Source organism: Cobetia sp. PDI-23MA (assembly GCF_059507735.1).
Map to the genome: position 1 here is coordinate 926,160 of NZ_CM183352.1, position 22,743 is coordinate 948,902.

21 protein-coding genes are annotated in these 22,743 nt (G+C 63.5%); 18 read left to right on the top strand and 3 right to left on the bottom strand.

Going from position 1 to position 22,743, the window contains the following annotated elements; genetic code table 11:
- The first annotated feature begins 131 nt into the window (after positions 1-131).
- From AC5WNJ_RS03990 to lipA, 12 genes are all read left to right on the top strand, one after another.
- Positions 132-1,415, top strand: coding sequence for a glutamate-5-semialdehyde dehydrogenase (locus tag AC5WNJ_RS03990; protein WP_495930443.1), 1,284 nt, complete (start codon positions 132-134; stop codon positions 1,413-1,415).
- Positions 1,416-1,654: 239 nt separating this feature from the next.
- Positions 1,655-2,290 (top strand): nicotinate-nucleotide adenylyltransferase, encoded by a 636-nt coding sequence (gene nadD, locus AC5WNJ_RS03995; protein WP_107336631.1) that lies wholly within the window; start codon positions 1,655-1,657, stop codon positions 2,288-2,290.
- Between the two features lie 202 nt (positions 2,291-2,492).
- Positions 2,493-2,852, top strand: coding sequence for a ribosome silencing factor (gene rsfS / locus AC5WNJ_RS04000; RefSeq protein ID WP_176676385.1), 360 nt, complete (start codon positions 2,493-2,495; stop codon positions 2,850-2,852).
- Between the two features lie 145 nt (positions 2,853-2,997).
- Positions 2,998-3,465 carry a 23S rRNA (pseudouridine(1915)-N(3))-methyltransferase RlmH gene (rlmH, locus tag AC5WNJ_RS04005; RefSeq protein ID WP_253062462.1) on the top strand — a complete coding sequence of 156 codons (468 nt, stop codon included), beginning with the start codon at positions 2,998-3,000 and terminating at the stop codon, positions 3,463-3,465.
- A 42-nt stretch (positions 3,466-3,507) separates the two neighbouring features.
- Positions 3,508-5,454, top strand: a complete 1,947-nt coding sequence (gene mrdA, locus AC5WNJ_RS04010) for a penicillin-binding protein 2 (protein ID WP_176676386.1) — start codon at positions 3,508-3,510, stop codon at positions 5,452-5,454.
- A complete protein-coding gene (rodA, locus tag AC5WNJ_RS04015) occupies positions 5,444-6,592 on the top strand; it encodes a rod shape-determining protein RodA (protein WP_175088240.1) in 1,149 nt (382 codons plus the stop codon). Before mrdA ends, rodA begins: the two co-directional genes overlap by 11 nt.
- Before the next feature lie 71 nt (positions 6,593-6,663).
- Positions 6,664-7,707, top strand: coding sequence for a lytic murein transglycosylase B (gene mltB, locus AC5WNJ_RS04020; RefSeq protein WP_176676387.1), 1,044 nt, complete (start codon positions 6,664-6,666; stop codon positions 7,705-7,707).
- Positions 7,704-8,735: a septal ring lytic transglycosylase RlpA family protein gene (locus AC5WNJ_RS04025; protein WP_253062466.1), complete on the top strand. Its 1,032-nt coding sequence runs from the start codon at positions 7,704-7,706 to the stop codon at positions 8,733-8,735. Before mltB ends, AC5WNJ_RS04025 begins: the two co-directional genes overlap by 4 nt.
- Before the next feature lie 102 nt (positions 8,736-8,837).
- Positions 8,838-10,040, top strand: a complete 1,203-nt coding sequence (locus AC5WNJ_RS04030; protein ID WP_253062468.1) for a D-alanyl-D-alanine carboxypeptidase family protein — start codon at positions 8,838-8,840, stop codon at positions 10,038-10,040.
- 196 nt (positions 10,041-10,236) lie between these two features.
- Positions 10,237-10,524 carry an HP0495 family protein gene (locus AC5WNJ_RS04035; RefSeq protein WP_043331948.1) on the top strand — a complete coding sequence of 96 codons (288 nt, stop codon included), beginning with the start codon at positions 10,237-10,239 and terminating at the stop codon, positions 10,522-10,524.
- Positions 10,525-10,581: 57 nt separating this feature from the next.
- Positions 10,582-11,307, top strand: coding sequence for a lipoyl(octanoyl) transferase LipB (gene lipB, locus AC5WNJ_RS04040; protein WP_253062470.1), 726 nt, complete (start codon positions 10,582-10,584; stop codon positions 11,305-11,307).
- Positions 11,307-12,299, top strand: coding sequence for a lipoyl synthase (gene lipA, locus AC5WNJ_RS04045; protein WP_052384342.1), 993 nt, complete (start codon positions 11,307-11,309; stop codon positions 12,297-12,299). Before lipB ends, lipA begins: the two co-directional genes overlap by 1 nt.
- Positions 12,300-12,411: 112 nt before the next feature.
- On the opposite strand, the gene AC5WNJ_RS04050 is transcribed toward lipA, so the two are convergent.
- Positions 12,412-13,401 carry a LysR family transcriptional regulator gene (locus AC5WNJ_RS04050; RefSeq protein ID WP_043331946.1) on the bottom strand — a complete coding sequence of 330 codons (990 nt, stop codon included), beginning with the start codon at positions 13,399-13,401 and terminating at the stop codon, positions 12,412-12,414.
- Positions 13,402-13,594: 193 nt separating this feature from the next.
- On the opposite strand from AC5WNJ_RS04050, the gene AC5WNJ_RS04055 reads away from it, so the two are divergent.
- The 6 genes from AC5WNJ_RS04055 to AC5WNJ_RS04080 all read left to right on the top strand — a co-directional run bounded on the left by AC5WNJ_RS04055 (position 13,595) and on the right by AC5WNJ_RS04080 (position 20,257).
- Positions 13,595-15,010, top strand: a complete 1,416-nt coding sequence (locus AC5WNJ_RS04055; protein WP_253062472.1) for an acetyl-CoA carboxylase biotin carboxylase subunit — start codon at positions 13,595-13,597, stop codon at positions 15,008-15,010.
- An 83-nt stretch (positions 15,011-15,093) separates the two neighbouring features.
- The gene (oadA, locus tag AC5WNJ_RS04060) at positions 15,094-16,926 is read left to right on the top strand and encodes a sodium-extruding oxaloacetate decarboxylase subunit alpha (protein WP_495930444.1); all 1,833 of its coding nucleotides are present in this window, start codon (positions 15,094-15,096) and stop codon (positions 16,924-16,926) included.
- A gap of 118 nt (positions 16,927-17,044) precedes the next feature.
- Positions 17,045-17,596, top strand: a complete 552-nt coding sequence (gene gloA, locus AC5WNJ_RS04065; RefSeq protein ID WP_176676392.1) for a lactoylglutathione lyase — start codon at positions 17,045-17,047, stop codon at positions 17,594-17,596.
- A 196-nt stretch (positions 17,597-17,792) separates the two neighbouring features.
- The gene (locus AC5WNJ_RS04070; protein ID WP_495930445.1) at positions 17,793-18,545 is read left to right on the top strand and encodes an SDR family oxidoreductase; all 753 of its coding nucleotides are present in this window, start codon (positions 17,793-17,795) and stop codon (positions 18,543-18,545) included.
- Between the two features lie 95 nt (positions 18,546-18,640).
- Entirely contained in the window at positions 18,641-19,348 is a 708-nt protein-coding gene (locus AC5WNJ_RS04075; RefSeq protein ID WP_495930446.1) for a prephenate dehydratase domain-containing protein, read from the top strand.
- Positions 19,349-19,498: 150 nt separating this feature from the next.
- Positions 19,499-20,257 (top strand): isochorismatase family protein, encoded by a 759-nt coding sequence (locus AC5WNJ_RS04080; RefSeq protein ID WP_495930447.1) that lies wholly within the window; start codon positions 19,499-19,501, stop codon positions 20,255-20,257.
- A gap of 200 nt (positions 20,258-20,457) precedes the next feature.
- Here the strand turns inward: AC5WNJ_RS04080 and AC5WNJ_RS04085 are convergent, their stop codons facing one another.
- Positions 20,458-20,931, bottom strand: a complete 474-nt coding sequence (locus AC5WNJ_RS04085; protein WP_495930448.1) for a methylglyoxal synthase — start codon at positions 20,929-20,931, stop codon at positions 20,458-20,460.
- Between the two features lie 79 nt (positions 20,932-21,010).
- On the bottom strand, positions 21,011-22,480 hold the full coding sequence (pyk, locus tag AC5WNJ_RS04090; RefSeq protein WP_495930449.1) for a pyruvate kinase: 1,470 nt from the start codon (positions 22,478-22,480) through the stop codon (positions 21,011-21,013).
- Positions 22,481-22,743 lie beyond the last annotated feature (263 nt).

Here is a 22,743-nt window from a genome sequence, read left to right on the forward strand (position 1 = left end):
GCCTCTCGGGTCTTCACATAAGACCTTCACATCAGGTCTTCACGTCAGGGCTTCTCTGGGGAATGCCCTCGCGGGGCCCGGGCGATGATGAAATGAGTGCGTGGACACTGACAACCAGCGAGATTAGGCACATGAGTGAGCAGGGCAAGCACGACACCACGGACGTCGTGGCGTACATGAATCGTCTGGGGCACGCAGCGCGCGCGGCAAGCGTCGTGATGCGTCGCGTCGACAGCGGCATCAAGAATCGTGCTCTGCAGACCATGGCGCGTCTGATTGATGAGCGTCGCGAGGCACTGGCAGAGGCCAACGCCGAGGACCTGACGCGTGCACGCGCCAATGGGCTCTCGGAGGCGATGGTCGATCGTCTCGCGCTGACACCGGCGCGTATCGACGCCATGATCGAAGGGCTCGAGCAGGTCGCGGCGCTGCCGGACCCGGTCGGCGAGGTCGATGGTCTGCGCTCGCGTCCGAGCGGCATTCAGGTCGGCCACATGCGCGTGCCGCTGGGCGTGATCGGCATCATCTTCGAGTCACGCCCCAATGTAACCATCGAGGCGGCCAGTCTGTGCCTGAAGTCCGGCAATGCCTGCATTCTGCGCGGTGGCTCCGAGGCCGCGTCCAGCAACCGTGCGTTGAGCGAGATCATCAGCGAGGCGTTGGTGCTCTCCGAGCTGCCGGCCACGGCGGTGCAGGTCGTCGCCACCACCGACCGTGCCGCGGTCGGTGAGCTGATCGCGATGCCGGAATTCGTCGATGTGATCATCCCGCGTGGTGGCAAGAGCCTCATCTCGCGTATCTCGCGTGATGCGCGCGTGCCGGTCATCAAGCACCTCGATGGCATCTGCCACGTCTATATCGATGCCACGGCTGACCTGGCGATGGCGGTCCGGATCGCCGAGAACGCCAAGACCCATCGCTACGGCACCTGCAACACCATGGAGACCCTGCTGGTCGATGCGCCGGTTGCTGCCGAGGTCCTGCCGCGTATCGCCGAGCGTCTGGCGGCACATGAGGTCGAGATTCGCGGTTGCGAGCGTACCTGCGAAGTGCTGCCGCAGGCCGTGGCTGCCAGCGCGGAAGACTGGGATACCGAATACCTGGCGCCGATTCTGGCGATTCGCGTCGTGGATGGCGTCGATGAGGCGATGTCGCATATCGAGCGTCACAGCTCCGGGCACACCGAGGCCATCATCACCGAGAACTATGCGCTGGCGCGTCGCTTCATGGCGGAGGTCGATTCCAGCTCGGTGATGGTCAACGCCTCCACCCGCTTCGCCGATGGCTTCGAATATGGCCTGGGTGCCGAGATCGGCATCTCCACCGACAAGCTGCATGCGCGTGGCCCGGTCGGGCTTGAGGGCCTGACGACCCGCAAGTACATCGTGTTCGGTGATGGGCAGATTCGCCAGTGAAGGATCAGGTCTCACCCGCCGAGGATCAGGCCGCGCCCGCGCAGACCTTGACGAACGAGAAGGCCCTGTCGCCCGAGGCGCTGGAGGACACCCAGTGCCCCTTGAATGCCGATGGTCTCGCGCAGGAGCGTGAGGCCGTGCATCACGGCGCCGAGTCGGCACATGATTCGCGCTCAAGGACTGACACGGCAGCGGAGCCGAGTTTCGAGGGCTGCCTCGGCCCGGTACCGCGTGTCGCCATGCTCGGTGGTACCTTCGATCCCATCCATCACGGCCATCTGCGCAGTGCCATCGAGCTGCGCGAAGCGCTGGGGCTGGATCATGTGCTGCTGGTGCCTTCGCATCAGCCGCCGCATCGCGCCGCGCCCGGCGTCAGCAGTGACCAGCGGCTGGCGATGCTGGAAGCCGCGATAGAGGCAGAGCCGGGCCTCAAGGCCGATGGGCGTGAGCTGCTGCGCGATGGGCCTTCCTACAGTGCCGACACCTTGGCCAGTCTGCGCGCCGAATACGGCCCGCAGGCGCGGCTGGTGATGGCCATCGGCCATGACGCCTTCCTCAAGCTCGGGGAGTGGCATGCCGCCGATCGTCTGTTCGATGACGCCCATGTGGTGGTGATCGAGCGACCGGACCATGATGCACCGCTGCCCCGGGCGCTCGAAGCGTTGATCCAGGGGCGCGAGGTCGACTCGGTGGCGGCCTTGATGGCGCGCCCGGGTGGCCACCTGTTGCGCCTGTCGCTGCCGACACGCATGGCCATCAGCGCCACCTTCGTGCGTGAGCGTCTCGCGCTGGGCGACAGCGTGCGCTACCTGCTGCCGGAAGCGGTGATCCGTCATATCGAGGCGCATGGCCTCTACTGTCCGTCATCGACCTGAGCCCGAGCCCACTATCGAGCCGAGCGTTGTGGCTCTGAACGTCCTGTCGCGTGCGAGCGTGGCACCATGAGAGGGGCGTCACTGCCGCGATCCCTCATCGCCGTGCGTGGCGCTCCTTTGGCGAGTAAATGACGATGCCCATAGGCGCGCGCATCGCCAACGGGTAGAATGCGCCCCCTGCCGAACAAACTCCCGAGGAATCATGCAGACCGAAGCTCTTAAAAACCTGGTTGTCGACGCCCTTGAAGAACTCAAGGCCCAGGAAATCAGCGAGATCAATGTCTCCAAGCTGACCAGCGTCACCGATGTGATGGTGATCGCGACCGGTACGTCCAGCCGCCATATCTCCGCGCTGGCCAACAACGTGCAGGTCACCGTGAAAGAAGCCGGCGTCAAGCCGCTGGGCTGTGAAGGCGAAAACGGCTCCGACTGGGTGCTGCTGGATCTGGGCGATGTCGTCGTCCACGTCATGCTGGCCGAAACCCGTGCCCTGTACGACCTCGAGCGCCTGTGGAGCGATCTGCCCCGCGAGACGCGTGAAGAGTACGAGCAGAGCCATTGATCCTGCCAGCCTGACCCGACGGGTTGCTCGTCGGGGCATGCCAGGTGCGCGTTGCGACCTTGCCGGTCGCGATGTCGCGGGCAGGGAGTATCCGATGGAAGGACTGCGGGCTTGCCCGTCGTTCTGGCACAGCACGGGACAGGATATGAAGATCCGAGTTTTGGCGGTCGGGCAGAAGATGCCGGACTGGGTGGAGAAGGGTAGCCGGGAATATCTCAAGCGCATGCCGCGGGATTTTTCGCTTGAGTTCATCGAACTGGCGCCCGGCAATCGCGGCAAGAATGCGGACATCGCCCGTGCCATGGCCAGTGAAGGCGACCGGATGCTTGAAAAACTCAAGGGAAATGAACATGTTGTCGCCCTTGATGTCCTAGGTAAGGCTTGGAGTACCGAGCAGCTTGCCCAGCATGCCGATGATTGGCGGCAGGGAGGGCGAGACGTGGCCATCCTCATCGGTGGCCCGGATGGGCTCGACCCACGCCTGCTGGCACGTGCCGATCAGCGCTGGTCGCTCTCGGCACTGACGCTGCCGCACCCCCTGGTGCGCATCGTGCTGGCGGAACAGCTTTACCGCGCCTGGACATTGCTGGTCGGGCACCCCTATCACCGGTAAGCGCCTGCCGCTTGCGACACGACACTGGTTGCGAGACCCGCCATGCGCCAACGCCGGGCGACGATAAAGAATCCTCAACAGGAAGTGCGGATCTTTCGCCTTCGCAGCATCGTGGCTGCCGGCCTCGTGCTGGTGCTGGCCGGATGTCTGCTGGCGCGACTGCTCTTTCTGCAGGTCGTGGAACACGACATCTACACCACGCGCTCGGACAAGAACCGTGTGCGTGTCGAGCCCTTGCCGCCTACTCGCGGCCTGATATATGACCGCAACGGTCAGCTGCTCGCCGAGAATCGTCCCAACTACAATCTCACCATCGTGCGCGAACGCGCCGGTGATCTCGAGACGACGCTGGAACGCCTGGTCGAGATTCTCGATCTGCCGCCCGATGAAGTCGAAGACTTCAAGGAGCGCTCGCGTCAGCGTCAACGCCCCTATCAGCCCGCCCTGTTGATGAGTGAATTGAGCCAGGAGCAGATTGCGCGTCTGGCCGTCAATCGCTATCGCCTGCCCGGCGTCGAGGTCGAGGCGCAGCTGCTGCGCTATTACCCGGATGCCAAGCCGCTCTCGCACACCCTGGGCTATGTGGGGCGCATCAATCAGGCCGAGCTCAAGACCCTCGACAAGGGCAACTATTCGGGCACCCACTTCATCGGCAAGACCGGCATCGAGCGCTTCTATGAAGAGGAGCTGCACGGCCAGGCCGGCCTGCGCAAGGTGGAAACCAATGCGCGGGGTCGCGTGCTGCGTGAGCTGTCGCGGATCGACCCGGTGCCGGGCAAGGACCTGACGCTGACCATCGACCGCGGCCTGCAGGATCTCGCCTATCGGCTGCTCAAGGGGCGGCGTGGTGCCATCGTGGCCATCGAGCCCGAGACGGGTGACATCCTGGCGATGGCCTCCGTGCCGGGCTTCAACTCCAATGAGTTCGTCACCGGCATCAGTGTCAAGAGTTATCGCGCGCTGCAGAATGATATCGACCTGCCGCTGTTCAACCGTGCCATTCGCGGCCAGTACCCGCCGGCCTCGACCGTGAAGCCCTTCATGTCGCTGGCGGGGCTGGAGAACGGTGTCATCACCACCAGCACTTCCTTCTACGATCCCGGCTATTTCCAGCTGCCCAATGACAGCCACAAGTACCGCAACTGGCTGCGCTGGGGGCATGGGCGCGTCAACATGCGGCGTGGCATCGCGGTCTCCAATGACACCTTCTTCTACAACGTTGCCTATCGCCTGGGGATCGACCGCATCAGCGAGTACATGCACAAGTTCGGTTTCGGTGAGCAGACGGCGCTGGACGTGCAGGGCGCGCTGCCCGGTCTGATGCCGTCCAAGGAATGGAAGCGCAATCGCTACGACAAGCCCTGGTACCCCGGCGAGACCATCTCCATCGGTATCGGTCAGGGCTACTGGCTTGCCACACCGTTGCAGCTCGCCTCGGCGGAGGCCGTGCTGGCCAATCGCGGCAGGCACGTGACGCCTCACCTAGCCAAGCGCATCGGCGACGAGACGGTATTGCTGCCCAGAAGCGAGGAAAAACCGGATGTGGTGCTGGACAATCCGGCGTGGTGGGACGATGTCATCGCCGCGCTCGAGGACGTGGTCAGCGGGCGAGAAGGGACGGCGCGCAAGTATGTCGGGCCTGGCCTCAAGTACCGCATGGCCGGCAAGTCCGGTACCGCGCAGGTCTTCACCCTCGGACAGGACCAGAAATACAACGGCGAGGAGCTTGCGGAGCGTCTGCGTGACCACGCCCTGTTCGCCGCCTTTGCGCCGGTCGAGCACCCGGAGATAGCCGTCTCCGTGGTAATCGAGAACGGCCAGGGCGGCAGCTCCGTGGCGGGCCCGATGGCACGCGCCGTCACCGATTACTGGCTGTTGCCGCGCATTGACCCCGAAGCGCGTGAGGCGGCGCTCACGCTGGCTGCCGCTCTGGCACCGCCGGAGGCACCGGCGGGCGAGAGTGAGCAAGGAGAGAACGATGCCGACTGATTATCAGCGCTCGATGCGTGGTGTAGGTGGGGATCTCAGTCATCGCCGCCGCACCAGTCTATGGGAGCGTATCCACCTCGACCCCTGGCTGCTGCTGCTGTTGTTGGCCGTGCTCGGCTGCGGGCTGATCGTGCTCTATAGCGCCAGCGGTCAGGATATCGATTTCACGCTGCGCCAGGCCTCACGCCAGGCGCTGGCGCTGGTGATCATGATCGGGCTCGCCCAGTTGTCACCCGCGACGCTTTACCGTTGGGCGCCGGTCGCCTATGGCGCTGGCTTCCTGATGCTGGTGGCAGTGGAGGTGCTGGGGGATGTCGGCATGGGCGCCCAGCGCTGGCTGGTCATCCCCGGGGTGGTGCGCTTTCAGCCCTCTGAGCTGATGAAGCTGGCGATGCCGATGATGGTCGCCTGCTGGCTCGGGCAGCGCCCGTTGCCCCCTCGCTGGCGAGATCTGGTCATCTGCGCCGTGATCATCGTCGCGCCGGTGCTGCTGATCGCGCGCCAGCCGGACCTCGGCACCTCGTTGCTGGTCGCTGCGGCGGGCGTGTTCGTGATCCTGCTGGCAGGGCTTTCCTGGAAGCTGATCGCCTTCTTCGGTGCCTTGATCGCCTCGGCATTGCCGCTTCTGTGGATGGTGATGCACGACTATCAACGCCGCCGTGTGCTGACATTCCTCAACCCGGAGTCTGACCCGCTAGGCGCGGGCTGGAACATCATCCAGTCCAAGACGGCCATCGGCTCGGGCGGCATCTTCGGCAAGGGCTATACCCTGGGGACCCAGTCCCAGCTCGAGTTTCTGCCGGAACGCCATACCGACTTCATCGTCGCGGTCATCGGGGAGGAATTCGGCCTGATCGGCATGAGCTTCTTCCTGGGGCTCTACGTGTTGATCGTGCTGCGCGGGCTGGTGATGTCCAACAATGGCCAGGACAGTTTTGCACGGCTGACGGGGGGCGCGATCATCCTGACGTTCTTCGTCTACGTCTTCGTCAACATCGGCATGGTATCGGGTATCTTGCCGGTCGTTGGCGTCCCGTTGCCGCTGGTCAGTTATGGTGGGACCTCCAGCGTGACCTTGCTGGCAGGCTTCGGTATTCTCATGAGCATTCATACCCACCGGCGCCTATTGTCGCGATGACGTGGCGGCCAGTTGCCGAGTGGCAAGGACATTCGCGAGCCCAAGCTCGCAGACAGGCAAGGAGAGAGTCGATGACGGTGATCAATGCGTGTGGGCGACGTCTCAAGCACTGGGGCGCAGCCCTGGTAATGGTGGCACCGCTGCTGGGAATGTCAGGCGTGGCCAAGGCGGCGCCTGATGGCTTCGCCCCGGCGACTCACCCGGAAACGGCCAGGCTGGTCGACGAGCTGGTGGCCAAGGGGTTGGATCGCGATCGCGTGACCGAGCTGATGAATCAGGCCGATTACAGCCAGAAAGTGCTGGATGCCATGTCGCGTCCGGCGGAAGGTCATCTGCGCTGGGACCAGTACCGCGCCATCTTCATGAAGCAATCACGCATCGAGGCTGGGGTGAAATTCATCGCCGAGCATCGTGAGACCTTCGATCGCGCCCAGGCCGAGTATGGCGTGCCGCCGGAAGTCATCGCCGCCATCATCGGTGTCGAGACCTTCTTCGGCAAGCACACCGGGACTCACCGCGTGATCGATTCACTGTCCACGCTGGCCTTCGATCACCCGCGTCGCGGCAAGTTCTTCCGTGGTGAGCTGGCAGCCTTCCTGCAGCTGACGATAGAGCAGGGCATCGACCCGCTCTCCATCAAGGGCTCCTACGCCGGCGCGATGGGCTATCCGCAGTTCATCCCGACCAGCTATCAGGCCTATGCGGTCGATTTCGATGGCGATGGCGTGCGTGATCTGTGGCACAACCCGGTCGATGCCATCGGCAGCGTCGGCAACTACTTCGCGCGTCATGGCTGGAAGGCCGGTGCGCCGGTGGTCAGCGCCGCAGATGGTCCCGGGACGCCGCCGTCGTCCGTCACCTTCAACAAGACGAAAAAGCCGTACATGAGCGTTTCCGCGCTTGAGGCGGCCGGTGTCCAGGTGGCAGACGACGTGGCCGGCAATACCCAGGTGATTCCGTTGGCGCTGGACCTGAAACAGGGCTACCGCTATGCCGTCGGCTACGACAATTTCTACGTCATCACGCGCTACAACCACAGTCACATGTATGCGATGGCCGTGGATGAGCTTTCCCGTGCGATCAAGCGTCGTCTCGAGGACGGAGGTGCGGGTTGAACTGGTCACGCGCGCTACCGCTGACCCTCGCGCTTGCCCTGCTGGCTGGCTGTGCCAGCAGTGGGGGCGGCACCCAGGTCAGTGATGGTGCCTCGGCGAGCACCGGCAAGAAGGCGGGCAAGAACAGCCGCTACGAGTTGGACAGCGATGCCTATCCCGATGATGCGCCGGATGTCTCGGCGGTGCCCGATGAGGTACCACGTGTCGAACCCTATACCCGCAGCGGCAATCGCAGCGAGTATGAGGTATGGGGCAAGACCTATCGCGTAATGGATGATCCGCGCGGTTACGTGGCCGAGGGCACTGCTTCCTGGTATGGCAAGAAGTTTCATGGCTACGCCACCGCCAGTGGCGAGATCTATGACATGTACACCATGACGGCGGCTCACAAGTCGCTGCCATTGCCGACCTATGCGCGTGTCACCAATCTGGACAACGGCAAGCAGGTCATCGTCAAGGTCAACGACCGTGGCCCCTTCCATGAAGATCGCCTGATCGACCTGTCCTACAGCGCGGCGTGGCGCCTGGACATGCTGGACCACGGCACTGGGCACGTGCGTGTCGAGGCCCTCGATGCCACGACCTGGAAGCCGGGCCCGAGCCCGACCCAGGGCACGGCAGAGTCCGAGCGTCTGCTGGTGCGCAGTCAGGCGGTACGTCGCGAACAGGGCATTGCCGGACTCGACGCGATGCAGGCAACCGGCGGTTCCGTGGCCTCGAGCGCTTCCGGCGCGAGCGTTGCCGCCAAGCCCGTGGTAGCCTCTGCTGCGCCGAGCAGCACGCCCTCAGTGGCGAGCGGGGAAGCTACCTTCCTGCAGGTCGCGGCGGTCAGTGATCTGAGCAAGGCCGACAGCATTCGTGCCAGTGTCAGCTCCCGTCTTGGGAGACCGACTCGCGTGCTGGGTAGCGGCGACCTCTACAAGGTTCAGGTCGGTCCGCTGGAAGACAGTGTCCGTATTGAATCGCTCAAGTCGGCGCTGGCCGATGCTGGCTATGCCGGGGCTTTCAGTGTCACGGCAGAGCGATAAGGGCCGCAGGCCCGTTTTCATCCATCATGCGCTTCGTGAAGAGGCGCAACCTGGCCGAGGCGCAAGCCTCGGCTTATGCATGAGTGTCAAAGAGATTCCAACATGTCCCTGAAAGCCCGACTTCTTCCTCTTCGGCGTCGATTCTCCGCGCTGATGGCGGCCAGCGGCATTGCGCTGTTCGCAGGCGTTGCCGCCACCCCGGCCCATGCCATCGAGACGGATACCCTGATTCCGGCCGCGCCGCAGCTGGCGGCGTCTTCCTGGATCCTGATGGACGCCAATTCCGGGCGCATCCTGGTCGAGCACAACGCCGACAAGCGCCTGCCGCCGGCCAGCCTGACCAAGATGATGACGGCCTACCTGGTCGAGAGCGAGATCGACGACGGCAAGCTGAGTCCGGACGAAGACGTACGCATCAGCGTCAATGCCTGGAAGACGGGTGGCTCGCGCATGTTCATCCGCGAAGGCACCAGCGTCAGTGTCGATGACCTGCTGCACGGTGTCATCATCCAGTCCGGCAACGACGCCAGCGTCGCGCTGGCAGAGCGTATCGGCGGCAGCGAGGGCTCCTTTGCCGACCTGATGAACCAGCACGCCAAGCGTCTGGGCATGAAGAACACCCACTACATGAACGCCACTGGCCTGCCGCACGCGGAGCATTACTCCACGGCGCACGACCTGGCGATTCTGGCGCGTCGCATCATCAAGGATTACCCGGATCACTACGAGATCTATTCCCAGAAGTACTTCACCTGGAACGGTATCAAGCAGCCGAACCGCAACAAGCTGCTGTGGCGTGACAAGGACGTCGATGGCCTGAAGACCGGCCACACCGAAGAAGCCGGCTACTGCCTGGTGGCATCCGCCAGGAAGGAAGATACCCGCCTGATCAGTGTCGTGATGGGTACCAAGTCCGAAGAGGCGCGTGCGCAGGAATCCCAGAAGCTTCTGACCTACGGCTTCCGCTACTTCGAGAGCAAGAAGCTCTATGACAAGGGCGCGGTACTCAATCAGGCGCGTGTCTGGGGTGGCGAGAAGGACCAGGTACGTCTGGGCATGGCCCAGGACGTCTTCCTGACCGTACCGAGTGGCCAGGCTGACAAGCTGACCGCGCGTCTTGATCTCAAGGACACCATCAAGGCCCCGGTTCAGGCCGGCGAGCAGTACGGTACCCTGCAGATCAAGCTGGACGACAAGGTGCTGGCCGAAGAACCACTGGTCGCACTGGAACCGGTGGAGCAGGGCGGCCTGTTCAAGCGTCTGTGGGATGCCCTGATGCTGTTCTTCCACGGCCTGTTCAACTGAGACAGTCGTCTGGCTGTGTGACGTGACGCGGCCGATGACATGATTCAGTGATGGCAGTGGGGTGCGCGTGCTGGCGGTGCCAGGCGCGCGCCCCTGAATATCGCGGTCGTGTACTCAACAAAGGGCGATCCGGCTGACGGATCGCCCTTTGTTGAGTAGAATGGTCGGAAATAGAGTTACCTGAAGGGCTATCCCCATGGCCAAGACGCCAGCAGCTGGTGGGCAGACGCCCCCGAAGATTGAATTCCCGTGTGATTTCTCCCTCAAGATCGTCGGCACCGCCGCAGAAGATCTCGTCGAGGTGGTTTGCAATATCCTGGAAGTGCATGCGCCGGGCTTCGATGCGACGGCCATTACCTGGCAGGACAGCAAGAACGGCAACTACCGCAGTATCCGTGTGGTGATCCGTGCCACCGGTACCGATCAGCTGGATGCGCTGCACCGTGACCTCAAGGCCACCGGTCGCATCCACATGGTGCTGTGATCCAGGCATGAAACGCTGGATTTCCTTGTCTTGCGCCTTGATGACAGGAGCGCATGCATGAACACGATTCACGTCTACCACCTCGGCCTCAAGGCCTATGATGAGGTGTGGTCGGCCATGCGCCACTTCACCGATATGCGTGCGGCCGATGCGCCGGACGAGCTATGGGTGGTGGAGCACCCGCCGGTCTTTACCCAGGGCCAGGCGGGCAAGCCGGAGCATCTGTTGATGCCGGGCGACATTCCGGTGGTTCAGACCGACCGTGGCGGCCAGGTGACCTATCATGGGCCCGGCCAGCTGGTGCTCTACCCGCTGCTCAACGTCAAGCGAGGCAGCATCGGCGTTCGCCAGCTGGTGACGGCGCTGGAAGAGACGGTGGTGGCAGCGATGGCCGAGCACGGCATCGAGGCCTATCCGCGCCCGGACGCGCCAGGCGTCTATGTGAAGAAGGCGGCGCAGCGTGGTGATGACCCGCGTCGTTCGATGGAAGAGGCCAAGATCGCCTCGCTGGGACTGCGCATCCGGCGTGGTTGCAGCTTTCACGGCGTGGCGATCAATCTGGACATGGACCTCGCGCCCTTCGGGCGCATCAATCCCTGCGGCTATGCCGGCATGGCGATGACCCAGCTGCGCGATCTCGTTCGCGCACCGGTGGATCTCGCCAGCGAGCGTGACCGCCTGGTGCGTTGTCTGGGCGCAAGCCTGGGCGATGTGACCCTGACTCCGGTGAGCGGCCTGCCCGCGGCACTGGCTGACATTTCTCGAACAGCAGGACAGAACTGATGACCGAGACCATCGCTACCACGAAGCCCGCTCCCTCCGCTGCTCCTGCCCGCAAGGAGCGTGGCGTGAAGCTGCGCGGCGCCGAGAAGGTTGCCCGCATTCCGGTCAAGGTGATTCCCACCGAGACCTTGCCCAAGAAGCCGGACTGGCTGCGTGTGCGCATGCCGGCCTCGCCGGAAGTCACGCGCATCAAGCAGACGCTGCGCAAGCACGGTCTGCACACGGTCTGTGAGGAAGCCTCCTGCCCGAACCTGGGTGAGTGCTTCAGCGGCGGCACCGCCACCTTCATGATCATGGGGGATATCTGCACCCGTCGTTGCCCGTTCTGTGACGTGGCGCACGGTCGTCCCAATGCATTGAACGCCGACGAGCCGCGCGAGCTGGCCGAAGCCATCGCCGAGATGCGCCTGAATTACGTCGTCGTGACCTCCGTCGACCGTGACGACCTGCGCGATGGTGGCTCCAACCACATCGCCGAGTGCATCCGCGAGATTCGCGAGAAGTGCGACGGCACCGAGATCGAAGTGCTGGTGCCCGACTTCCGTGGCCGCATGCAGGTCGCGCTGGACGTGCTCGAGCAGACACCGCCGGATGTCTTCAACCACAACCTGGAAACCGTGCCGAGCCTTTACCGTCGCGTGCGCCCGGGTGCCGACTACCAGTGGTCACTTGATCTGCTCAAGGGCTACAAGGAGCGTCGTCCGGAAGTGAAGACCAAGTCCGGTCTGATGCTGGGGGTCGGCGAGACTGACGAGCAGGTGCTCGAGGTCATGCAGGACCTGCGCAACCACGGCGTCGACATGCTGACTCTGGGTCAGTACATGCAGCCGTCGCGCAACCACCTGCCCATCGATCGCTGGGTGCATCCGGACACCTTCGATTGGCTCGGCCAGAAGGCGCGCGAGATGGGCTTCTCGCATGTTGCCTCCGGCCCGCTGGTGCGCTCTTCCTACCACGCCGACAAACAGGCGCACGGTGTGGAAGTGAAGTAAGCCGCACTGCTGACATGCCGTCAGTAGCCTGAACGAAAAACCGCCATGGAGCTTGTTTCCATGGCGGTTTTTTCATGTTTTTCATGTGGTCTGTGTCATCAGGACGCTATGTTCATTGCTCGGTCGCCAGCGGCAGGCAGGCCACGCTGTGCCCGGGGATGGGCTCCATCGGCGCGCTGAAGTGCGCATTGAGCTCCGGCAGCAGCTCGCGCACGAAGCGCAGGAACAGCTCGGTGACCGGCGTGGGGTAGCGGTCCTTGGGGTAGACGGTGCACCAGCTGCGTCTGAGCGGGAAGCCCGGCAGCGATGGCGAGGCCAGCAGGCCTGAGGCCAGCTCGAGCTGAACCGACAGTCGCGGCAGGATCGCCACGCCCAGGTGTGCCATCACGCCTTGCTTGATGGCCTCATTGGAGCCCAACTCCAGCGTATGGCGCAGCGAGACACGCTCGCGTGCGGCGAACTCCTCGAAGGCGGTGCGCGTGCCCGAACCGGGTTCACGCATCAGCATGTAGTACTGCGCGAGGTCTTCCAGGGTGATGCCCTTGACCTCCAGCAGCGGATGACCGGGCCAGACGACGGGGATCAGCTCGTTGTCGAGAATCGGCATGAAGGCCAGATTGGCGTCATCCGGCACCATGCCCATGATCACGAGATCATCGCGCCGCTCGGCGAGGCGTTCGAGCGCCTGGCCGCGATTGCAGACGCGCAGGCGTACCGACACTTCCGGATACCGTGCCCGAAAGCGCGCCAGAATATGCGGCACCACGTACTGTGCGGTGGACACGGCCGCCAGGTTGAGCTCGCCGCGGATGGTGCCGGCGATCTCCGACAGCTCCATCTGCAGGCTCGAGACCTCGCCGAAGATCGACTGCACCGAGTTTGCCAGGGCATCAGCCGCCGGCAGGATATGTAGCGTCTTGCCGGCATATTTGAACAGCGATTGCTCGAGTGCCTGCTCCAATTGACGAATCTGGGCACTGACGGCGGGTTGCGTCAGGCCAAGTTGCTCGGCCGCACGGGAGTAGGACTGCTGGCGATGAACCGCTTGGAACACCTGTAACTGTCTGAAAGTTAAGCGATTCAACAAGTTTGGACGCGACATGACACACCCAGTCATAAGGTTTTACTTATAGATTGGCAAAAAAATATCAACTTTTCTATTGGTCTCTCGCTGGGTAGCGTGGAACGCATGCTACCTCGTGTCTTTCAGCGCCGTTGTCGCGTCTGGCGGTCAATGACAAGCGCACGACCGGAGCACCACAACAAGATCACGCGTCACGTCCGGGAGAGTCACCATGTTTCGCAAGTTGCTGATTGCCAACCGAGGGGAAATCGCAGTGCGCATTGTACGCGCCTGTGCCGAGATGGACATCCGCTCAGTCGCTGTCTACACCGAACCGGATCGTTTCTCCTTGCACGTCAAACGCGCCGATGAAGCGCATTTCATCGGCGAAGACCCGCTGGCCGGTTATCTGGACGCCCGCCGCCTGGTCGATCTCGCGCGCGAGACCGGCTGTGATGCCATCCATCCGGGCTACGGATTCCTGTCGGAGAACGCCGAATTCGCGGCCATCTGTGAAGCGGCGGGCATCGCCTTCGTGGGGCCGGCCAGCAGTGTCATCGCCCGCATGGGCGACAAGACCCAGGCCCGCGATGCCATGAAGGCGGCCGGCGTGCCGGTGACGCCGGGCTCGGCCGGCAATCTGGCCGATGTCGAGGAGGCGCTGAGTGTCGCCGAGCAGGTAGGCTACCCCGTCATGCTCAAGGCTACCTCAGGCGGTGGGGGGCGCGGTATCCGGCGTTGTGATGATGCTCATCAGCTCGAGCAGGCCTGGGAGCGCGTGATCTCGGAAGCTACCAAGGCCTTCGGCAGTGCCGATGTGTTCCTCGAGCGTTGCGTGGTCGACCCGCTGCATATCGAGGTGCAGATCTTGGCGGACCATCACGACAACGTGATTCATCTGTTCGAGCGTGACTGCTCCATCCAGCGTCGCAACCAGAAGCTGATCGAGATCGCCCCCAGTCCGCAGCTCACACCGGAGCAGCGCTCCTACGTCGGCGAGATGGCAGTGCGTGCCGCACGCGCCGTCGGCTATCGCAACGCCGGTACCGTGGAGTTTCTGGTCAAGGGCAACGAGATCTACTTCATGGAGATGAACACTCGCGTGCAGGTGGAGCACACCATCAGTGAGGCCATCACCGGCGTGGATATCGTGCGCGAGCAGATCCGCATCGCCTGGGGCCACAAGCTGGCCTTCCGCCAGGAAGACATCCGCCATCACGGCTATGCGATCCAGTTTCGCATCAACGCCGAGGACCCCAAGAACGACTTCCTGCCAAGCTTCGGGCGCATCACGCGCTACTATGCGCCGGGCGGGCCTGGCGTGCGCACCGATACCGCGATCTATACCGGCTACACCATCCCGCCGTATTTCGATTCCATGTGTCTGAAGCTCATCGTGTGGGGGCTGACCTGGGAAGAGGTCATCAATCGTGGTTCGCGGGCCCTCAGTGACATGCGCCTGCAGGGCGTCAAGACCACGGCGCCTTACTATCAGGAAATCCTCAAGCACCCTGATTTTCGCAATGCGCACTTCGATACCGGCTTCGTGGCCGCTCACCCGGAATTGACTCAGTACTCGGTCAAGCGTCTGCCGGAACAGACCGCGCTGGCGATCGCGGCGGCCATCGCGGCCCACGCCGGACTCTGATGCGCACCTGATGCCCCTGATGTCGTGAATCTCCCCTGATCTTCACCCGGTTCACGTAGCCAACAATGAGAAGGACCCCAGACATGACAGCTGCAACTCCCAACATCCCCGCCGTCGATCACTTTGATCGCGTCAAGGTCACCGAAGTCGTGCTGCGCGATGGCCACCAGTCGTTGATCGCGACCCGCATGCGCACCGAGGACATGCTGCCGATCGCCGCGCGCCTTGATCAAGCCGGTTTCTACAGTCTCGAAGTGTGGGGCGGTGCGACCTTCGATGCCTGCGTGCGTTTCTTGAAGGAAGACCCCTGGGCGCGTCTGAAGGCGCTCAAGGAAGCCATGCCCAACACTCCGCTGCAGATGCTGCTGCGCGGCCAGAATCTGCTCGGCTATCGCCACTACGCCGATGATGTGGTGGAGGCCTTCGTCGAGCGCGCTGCGGCAGGTGGCATCGATATCTTCCGTGTCTTCGATGCCTTGAATGACCTGCGCAACATGGAAACCGCCATGCGCGCGGTCAAGAAGGCCGGCAAGCACGCCCAGGGCACCATCTGCTACACCGTGAGCCCGGTGCATACGCTGGAAATGTACGTCGAGCAGGCGCGCAAGCTGGTCGCGATGGGGGCCGATTCCATCGCCATCAAGGACATGGCCGGCCTGCTGACGCCGTACGCCACCTATGATCTGGTCAGCGCGCTGGTCGAGGCGGTCGAGGTGCCGGTCCACCTGCACAGCCACGCCACGGCGGGCCTGGCGCCGCAATGCCAGCTCAAGGCCGTCGAGGCGGGCTGTCGCCATATCGACACCTGCATCTCGGCCTTCGCCGGCGGCACCAGCCATCCGGCCACCGAATCCTTCGTGGCCTCGCTGCGCGGCACCCAGTGGGATACCGGCCTTGAGCTGGAGTCGCTGCGTGAGATCGGCGATTACTTCCAGGAAGTGCGCAGCAAGTATGCGGCCTTCGAGAGCGAATTCACCCGCGAGGATGTCTCGGTCCAGATCAGTCAGATCCCCGGCGGCATGATGTCCAATCTGGCCAGCCAGCTGAAGGAGCAGAATGCCCTGGAGCGCATCCGCGAGGTGTTCGATGAGATTCCGCGTGTGCGTGCCGATCTCGGCTATCCGCCGCTGGTCACCCCGACTTCGCAGATCGTCGGCACCCAGGCGGTACTCAACGTGCTGACCGGCGAGCGCTACAAGAGCATCACCAACGAGGTGAAGCGCTATCTGCAGGGCGGCTATGGTCAGGCGCCGGCACCGGTCAACGAAGAGGTCCGCTCGCGTGCCATCGGTAACGCGCCTGTGGAAGTCGGGCGCCCAGCCGATCTGCTCGCGCCGGAGATGACGCGCCTCACCGAGGAGCTGGGCGAGCTGGCCGAGTCCCCAGAGGACGTGCTGACCTTCGCCATGTTCCCGGATCTGGGACGTGACTTCCTCAACGAACGCCGCGCCGGCACGCTCACACCGGAAATCATCCCCCAAGGCGAGGCGGAACGCCCGGTGACCTCTGGCGTGCCGACCGAGTTCGTCATCGACGTGCACGGCGAGTCCTACGCGGTGCAGATCACCGGCGTCGGCGGTGCCAAGGGCAGCAAGCGTCACGTCTACCTGACCCTGGACGGCATGCCGGAAGAGGTGGTGTTCGAGGCCAAGGACGATTACGTGGCGGGCGGCCAGAGCGGCGGACGTGCCAGCGCCTCGGCGCCGGGCCATGTCACCACCGCGATGCCGGGCAACATCGTCGAGGTGCTGGTCGCGGTCGGTGACAGCGTCACCGCGGGCCAGTCAGTGTTGATCAGTGAAGCGATGAAGATGGAGACCGAGATCGCCGCGCGTGTCGACGGTACCGTCAAGGCCATTCATGTCGCGCGTGGCGATCGCGTCACGCCGGGCGAAGTGCTGATCGAGATCGCATGAGGCCAGCGGCGGCGAGGTTGTAAAAACCGGCCGCCGTCACCATCTGCTAGGCATGAAATCACCAGGGGCGGCAGGGTATCTTCGATGTCTCGCCGCCCCTTCCTTGAAAGGGACTGACATGACAGCACATTTCGAACAGGCACCCGGCCTGAGTGAACAGATCGACCCGGCGACCCGTGGCTACGTCTTCAACCAGACCATGCTGCGCATCAAGGACCCCGAGCGCAGCCTTGATTTCTACACCCGCGTGATGGGCATGCGTCTGGTGCGCAAGCTCGACTTCCCGGAAATGCAGTTCAGTCTTTATTTCCTCGCCTATCTGGATGATGACCAAGCCAGTCAGGTGCCTGGTGATGATCTCAAGCGCACCACCTATACCTTCGGGCGTGAGGCGATGCTTGAACTGACCCATAACTGGGGCACCGAGAATGACCCGGACTTCGCTTATCATGACGGCAACGCCCAGCCGCAGGGCTTCGGTCATATCGGAGTGAGTGTGCCAGATGTCTACGCGGCCGCCGAACGCTTCGAGTCGCTGGGCGTCGAGTTCGTCAAGCGTCCTGATGATGGCAAGATGAAGGGACTGGCCTTCGTGAAGGACCCCGATGGCTACTGGATCGAGATCCTGCGCGCCGATACCTTCGAGCGTCAGGCCAACGGCGAAGCCTGAAGCAGGCCGCTGCCGTAAGAGAACCGCCACCATCGGCATGCCCGGGGTGGCGGTTTTTCGTTCATCCGAAACTCCGCGTTGCAGGGGTGTCAGCGGCATTCGCTTGCTGCAATGATGATGTCTGACTGACACTCGCAAGGCGCTCATTATTGATCGCCCTTGAGATCGATCGCCCATGATGAAAGAGGAGATAGCCATGTCTGAGAATGCACAGCGGTTGAGCGGCAAGGTGGCGGTAGTCAGTGGGGCTTCACGCGGGATCGGTGCCGGGATCGCGCAGCGCCTGGCGGCTGACGGCGCTCACGTCATCGTCAATTATCGCAGCGACAGTGATGGCGCCTTGCAGGTCGTGACGGATATCGAGTCGCGGGGCGGCAAGGCGATCGCCGTTCAGGCCGATGTCGGTGTCAGCAGCGACGCGGCACAATTGTTCACCGAAGCCCGGCGCGTGTACGGCGGCGTGGATATCCTGGTCAACAATGCCGGCATGAGCCTCTACAAGCTCATCGCCGATTTCACGGATGACGACTTCGCCAACCTGATGCAGGCCAATCTGACCGGTTCCTTCAATCTGATGCGTGAGGCGGCGCGGCATCTGCGTGATGGCGGACGCGTGATCAATATGTCCACCTCGGTGACGCGGCAGATGTTCGCGACCTATGGGCCCTATGCGGCTTCCAAGGCCGCGGTGGACCAGCTGACGCGGGTGCTGGCCAAGGAAGTCGGTGAGCGAGGCATCACGGTCAATGCCGTGGCGCCGGGCCCGACGGACACCGGCCTGTTTCGTCATGGCAAGAGTGAAGAGACCATCGAGCGTCTCAAGGGGATGGCGGCGCTGGGACGCATTGCAGATCCGCAGGATGTCGCGGCGGTGGTGGCCTGGCTTGCCAGCGAAGATGCCGGCTGGGTAAGTGGGCAGGTCATTGGCGCCAATGGCGGCTTTGCGTGAGATCACCGAGGTGGGTTTTGCCTAACACCGCCTCTGTTTACGGCTATGCTGTTGTCAGGATGAGGTTTGTTCAGACATCGGCATGAGGGGCTGGTATGAAGGTGACAGCTAGCGAAGTCCACGGCGATATCTCGCCGCAGGGCGTGATCCCGGATTCCGATGGTTCGTGCGTGGGTTATCCCGGGCGCCTTGGGGGGTACTCGCGCGAGTGTGCGCTCAAGCTCTATGCCAACGACGCCCAGCTCAAGGCCTACGCAGGTATCGAGGAGGTCATCAGGGCACTGGCGGAAGGCGAGATCGATACCGCCGTGGTGCCCTGGTCGCGTGGGCATCAGCGTCCAGTGCGTACCACGCATCAGGCCCTGGCCTTCTGGACGGGCATCTGCGTCGAGCGGCGGGTCTTCCGTGCCATCAGTCTCAGTCTACTCGGCCCCCCCGGGGCTTCGCCGTCGGCGGTGAGGCGTATCGTGGCACGGGAGGCTCTGTTCGAAGAGTGCGATGCCTGGCTGCAGCAGAACCTGCCGGAGGTCGAGCGGGTAGAGTGTCTGCACATGGCGGATGCACTGGACATGGCAGAGAGTCGCGGTGATACGCTGGCCATCGCGCCGCCATCACTGGCACGCCGTCCGGGGCTTGTGTGCCTCGCCCAGCGCATCGAGGATGACCCCGGTCGTGTGGCGCAATTCGCGGTGCTGAGGCGTGATCACGCGCGGGTGCGCGGCCAGTGCTTTTCCTGTGACGCCACGGTGGATGAAGGGCAGGGCAACGCCGTGCTGTCCGGTGCCAGCGAGCCCACCGTGTGAGGGTCGCCGCTCGGTCCTGGGTTCCGTTATGCTGAAGGCCATTCGTCATCAGAGGCCTTTTGCATGGTGTCTTCCGACCAGCGCTCATCCGCATCCTTTACACTAGAGACGCAAGACCCCGCGACTTCATCCGATGTCGCGGCGTCTTGCGTGGTGCAACGCATTCCTGCCACTCCCGCCGAGTGGAAGACCCCCGGCGAGCTTGATGCCCGCCTGCCGGTGCGGCCGGCCGTGGTGCCGGTCTCGCTGCCGACGGCCGGGCTGATCATCGTCGATGAGATCAATGGCTTCTGTCAGGTCGCAGGCGGTGCGCTGGCGCCTCAGGCGCCCAATGCTCAGGTCAGCAGGATGATCGCCCTCAGCGATACGCTGGCGCGGACCTTCAGTGAGCGCAGGCGCCCCTTGCTGGCCTTCATTGATTCCCACGCGCCGGGCAAGCCGGAGCCGCCTTATCCCGCCCATTGTGAGCAGGGCAGCGGCGAGGATGAGCTGGTGGCGGAACTTGCCTGGCTGGAAGAGGAGCCGCAGGCCACGCTGGTGCGCAAGGACTGCATCAATGGCTATGTCGGCGCGATTGATCCCCATACCCAGGTCAATGCGCTGCAGGAGTGGGTGAGCGACGAAGAGCTGGAAACCCTGGTCGTGGTCGGCATCTGCACCGATATCTGCGTGATGGACCTGGTATTGACGTTGCTGTCGGCGCGCAATCACGACCTGCTGAGCGAGGTGCGTGACATCGTGGTACTGGAGCCCGGCTGTGCCACCTACGACCTGCCGGCTGAAGTGGTTGAGCAGCTGGGGCTTCCCGTTACGGCGACGCATCCCCAGGCAGACAGTCATCACATCGGGCTTTACTGCATGGCGGCGCGCGGTGCGGTCATCGCCAGTCAGCTTGAGCTGATGTCCTGATCTGACGTTATGCAATGACGGCCCGTGACAAGCCCCCTGTGCGAGGTCGGCGCAAGAGTGTCACCAGAGGTTCGCAAGGCAGGTCGCTGGGTGCGCGCAAAAGGTAGTTTGATTACAACATCCGGTCATGAAAAGGAAAACGCCGCCTCTCTTGTGAGCAGGCGGCGTTTTCCTTTTCATGGGGCAACAGCCAGCGCCATTCAGGCGCGGGTGCTGACCCAGTCATTGGCATCCGGCACGGCCACTTCGACTTCCTCGGAGATCAACTTCGAGTGGAAGAGGAAGTCCGCGCTGGCCGCATTGCTGGCGACCGGCACGTTCCACAATGCCGCCAGGCGCAGCAACGCCTTGACGTCAGGATCATGCGGCATCGGCGCGAAGGGGTCCCACAGGAAGACCAGCAGGTCCAGATTGCCTTCGGCGATGCGCGTGCCGATCTGCTGATCACCGCCCAGCGGGCCGCTCAGCAAGCCCTCGACCTCGAGCCCCAGCTCCTTGCTGATGCGGCGGGCAGTCGTGCCCGTGCCCAGCAGCTGGTGGCGGGATAGTTCATCGCGCCAGCGATTGGCCCACGCCAGCATTTCATCCTTCTTGCCATCGTGCGCCACCAGCGCAATGCGCTTGCGTGCTGGCAGGGTGCGCCGTGCCTGGCGCCTGGGTCGTTGTTCGCTCATTCCCTGACCTCCTGAGGATGGGGCAATGTCGCTGGCCTCCCGCCTCGAGAGACCCGAGACGGGAGGCCAGCGAGGCCGATCAGTCGATGGTGCTGCCGACAGTGACGATCTTCATGGTGTTGGTGCCGCCATGTGCGTTCATCTGATCGCCACGGGTCAGGATCACCAGGTCACCGCGAGTCGCGATGCCGCGAGCTTCCAGCTCCGCGATGGCTCGGCGGTTGATTTCCGCCGCCGGCAATTCGCTGGAATCGAAGGGCAGTGACACCACGCCACGGTAGAGCGCCATGCGACGCTGGGTCTTCTGGTCCTGTGCCAGGCCGACGATGGGCAGGCCGGAGCGGATGCGTGAGGCGATCAGTGGGGTATAGCCGGATTCCGTCATGCACACGATGGCCACGACACCGGTCAGGTGGTTGGCGGCATACATCGCGGACAGCGCGATGGTCTCGTCGGTCTTGCTGAAGCCTTCGTGGATGCGGTGCTGGGATTCCTGCGCGGCACGCTCACGTTCGGCGCCCAGGCAGACGCGATCCATGGTCTCGATTGTCTCGACCGGGAAGTCGCCGGCGGCGGTCTCGGCCGACAGCATCACGGCGTCGGTGCCGTCGAGCACGGCATTGGCGACGTCGAAGACTTCGGCGCGGGTCGGCAGCGGCGCGCTGATCATGGATTCCATCATCTGGGTGGCTGTGATGACCACGCGGTTGAGGCTGCGCGCGCGGCGGATCATGCGCTTCTGCACACCGATCAGCTGAGCATCGCCAATCTCGACGCCCAGATCGCCACGCGCCACCATCACGCCTTCACTGGCGAGGATGATGCCATCCAGCACGGCGTCGTCGGCCACGGCTTCGGCGCGCTCGACCTTGGCGATCAGGCCGATGTCACGACCTTCCTCGCCCAGCAGCTCACGGGCCAGCTGCATGTCGGTGCCGCTGCGCGGGAAGGACACGGCCAGATAGTCGACGCCGATATCGATGGCGGTCTTCAGGTCAGCCTTGTCCTTGTCGGTCAGGGCTTCGGCAGACAGGCCGCCGCCTTGCTTGTTGATGCCCTTGTTGTTGGACAGCTTGCCGCCGACCTTGACGGTGGTGTGGATCTCGTTGCCCTTGAGCTCCTTGACCTCAAGCACCACGCGGCCATCGTCGAGCAGCAGCACGTCGCCCGCGGCCACGTCATCGGCCAGTTCCTGGTAGTCACAGCCGACACGCTCGGCGGTACCTTCATCGCGGCCCAGGCCGACATCGAGGATGAACGGCTGGCCTTCGCTCAGCTTGACGGCGGTATCCTTGAAGCGCGCGATGCGGATCTTCGGGCCCTGCAGGTCGCCCAGCACGGCGACGCTGCGGCCCTGGGCGGCTGCGGCCTGGCGTACGGCCTCGGCGCGCATGCGGTGATCTTCGGGGCTACCGTGGGAGAAGTTGAGGCGTACCACATCGACTCCGGCACGAATCATCGCGTCGAGCACACCCGGCTTGTCACTGGCAGGGCCGAGAGTGGCGACAATCTTGGTGCGGCGGATCGGGCCGTTGAACGCGTGCGGCATGAAAGCATACTCCTTGAACACTGGCGTGATGGACTGGCTGAAAACGCAAACCAGGTTGTTGTCATTTTACTACATTGAAGGCTGAAAGGGAGCCTGTCGAGTATCGTCGGCTGTCGTTGTCCATTCTCGTGATCACGATCGGGACTGCAAGGGGTGACGTGAAGTCTGCCGAGCGATTGTTGCGAATACGTTGTCGCGGGTACGCGGACATGGGCGGGGGCGTGAGGGTATGCAGCGCTGCGCCATGCGGGCGCGGCCCGTCA

Coding starts and splice junctions, on each gene's coding strand:
- AC5WNJ_RS03990 (WP_495930443.1), top strand. CDS start 132: ATGAGTGAGCAGGGCAAGCACGACACCACGGACGTCGTGGCGTACATG.
- nadD (WP_107336631.1), top strand. CDS start 1,655: ATGCTCGGTGGTACCTTCGATCCCATCCATCACGGCCATCTGCGCAGT.
- rsfS (WP_176676385.1), top strand. CDS start 2,493: ATGCAGACCGAAGCTCTTAAAAACCTGGTTGTCGACGCCCTTGAAGAA.
- rlmH (WP_253062462.1), top strand. CDS start 2,998: ATGAAGATCCGAGTTTTGGCGGTCGGGCAGAAGATGCCGGACTGGGTG.
- mrdA (WP_176676386.1), top strand. CDS start 3,508: ATGCGCCAACGCCGGGCGACGATAAAGAATCCTCAACAGGAAGTGCGG.
- rodA (WP_175088240.1), top strand. CDS start 5,444: ATGCCGACTGATTATCAGCGCTCGATGCGTGGTGTAGGTGGGGATCTC.
- mltB (WP_176676387.1), top strand. CDS start 6,664: ATGACGGTGATCAATGCGTGTGGGCGACGTCTCAAGCACTGGGGCGCA.
- AC5WNJ_RS04030 (WP_253062468.1), top strand. CDS start 8,838: ATGTCCCTGAAAGCCCGACTTCTTCCTCTTCGGCGTCGATTCTCCGCG.
- AC5WNJ_RS04035 (WP_043331948.1), top strand. CDS start 10,237: ATGGCCAAGACGCCAGCAGCTGGTGGGCAGACGCCCCCGAAGATTGAA.
- lipB (WP_253062470.1), top strand. CDS start 10,582: ATGAACACGATTCACGTCTACCACCTCGGCCTCAAGGCCTATGATGAG.
- lipA (WP_052384342.1), top strand. CDS start 11,307: ATGACCGAGACCATCGCTACCACGAAGCCCGCTCCCTCCGCTGCTCCT.
- AC5WNJ_RS04050 (WP_043331946.1), bottom strand. CDS start 13,401: ATGTCGCGTCCAAACTTGTTGAATCGCTTAACTTTCAGACAGTTACAG.
- AC5WNJ_RS04055 (WP_253062472.1), top strand. CDS start 13,595: ATGTTTCGCAAGTTGCTGATTGCCAACCGAGGGGAAATCGCAGTGCGC.
- oadA (WP_495930444.1), top strand. CDS start 15,094: ATGACAGCTGCAACTCCCAACATCCCCGCCGTCGATCACTTTGATCGC.
- gloA (WP_176676392.1), top strand. CDS start 17,045: ATGACAGCACATTTCGAACAGGCACCCGGCCTGAGTGAACAGATCGAC.
- AC5WNJ_RS04070 (WP_495930445.1), top strand. CDS start 17,793: ATGTCTGAGAATGCACAGCGGTTGAGCGGCAAGGTGGCGGTAGTCAGT.
- AC5WNJ_RS04075 (WP_495930446.1), top strand. CDS start 18,641: ATGAAGGTGACAGCTAGCGAAGTCCACGGCGATATCTCGCCGCAGGGC.
- AC5WNJ_RS04085 (WP_495930448.1), bottom strand. CDS start 20,931: ATGAGCGAACAACGACCCAGGCGCCAGGCACGGCGCACCCTGCCAGCA.
- pyk (WP_495930449.1), bottom strand. CDS start 22,480: ATGCCGCACGCGTTCAACGGCCCGATCCGCCGCACCAAGATTGTCGCC.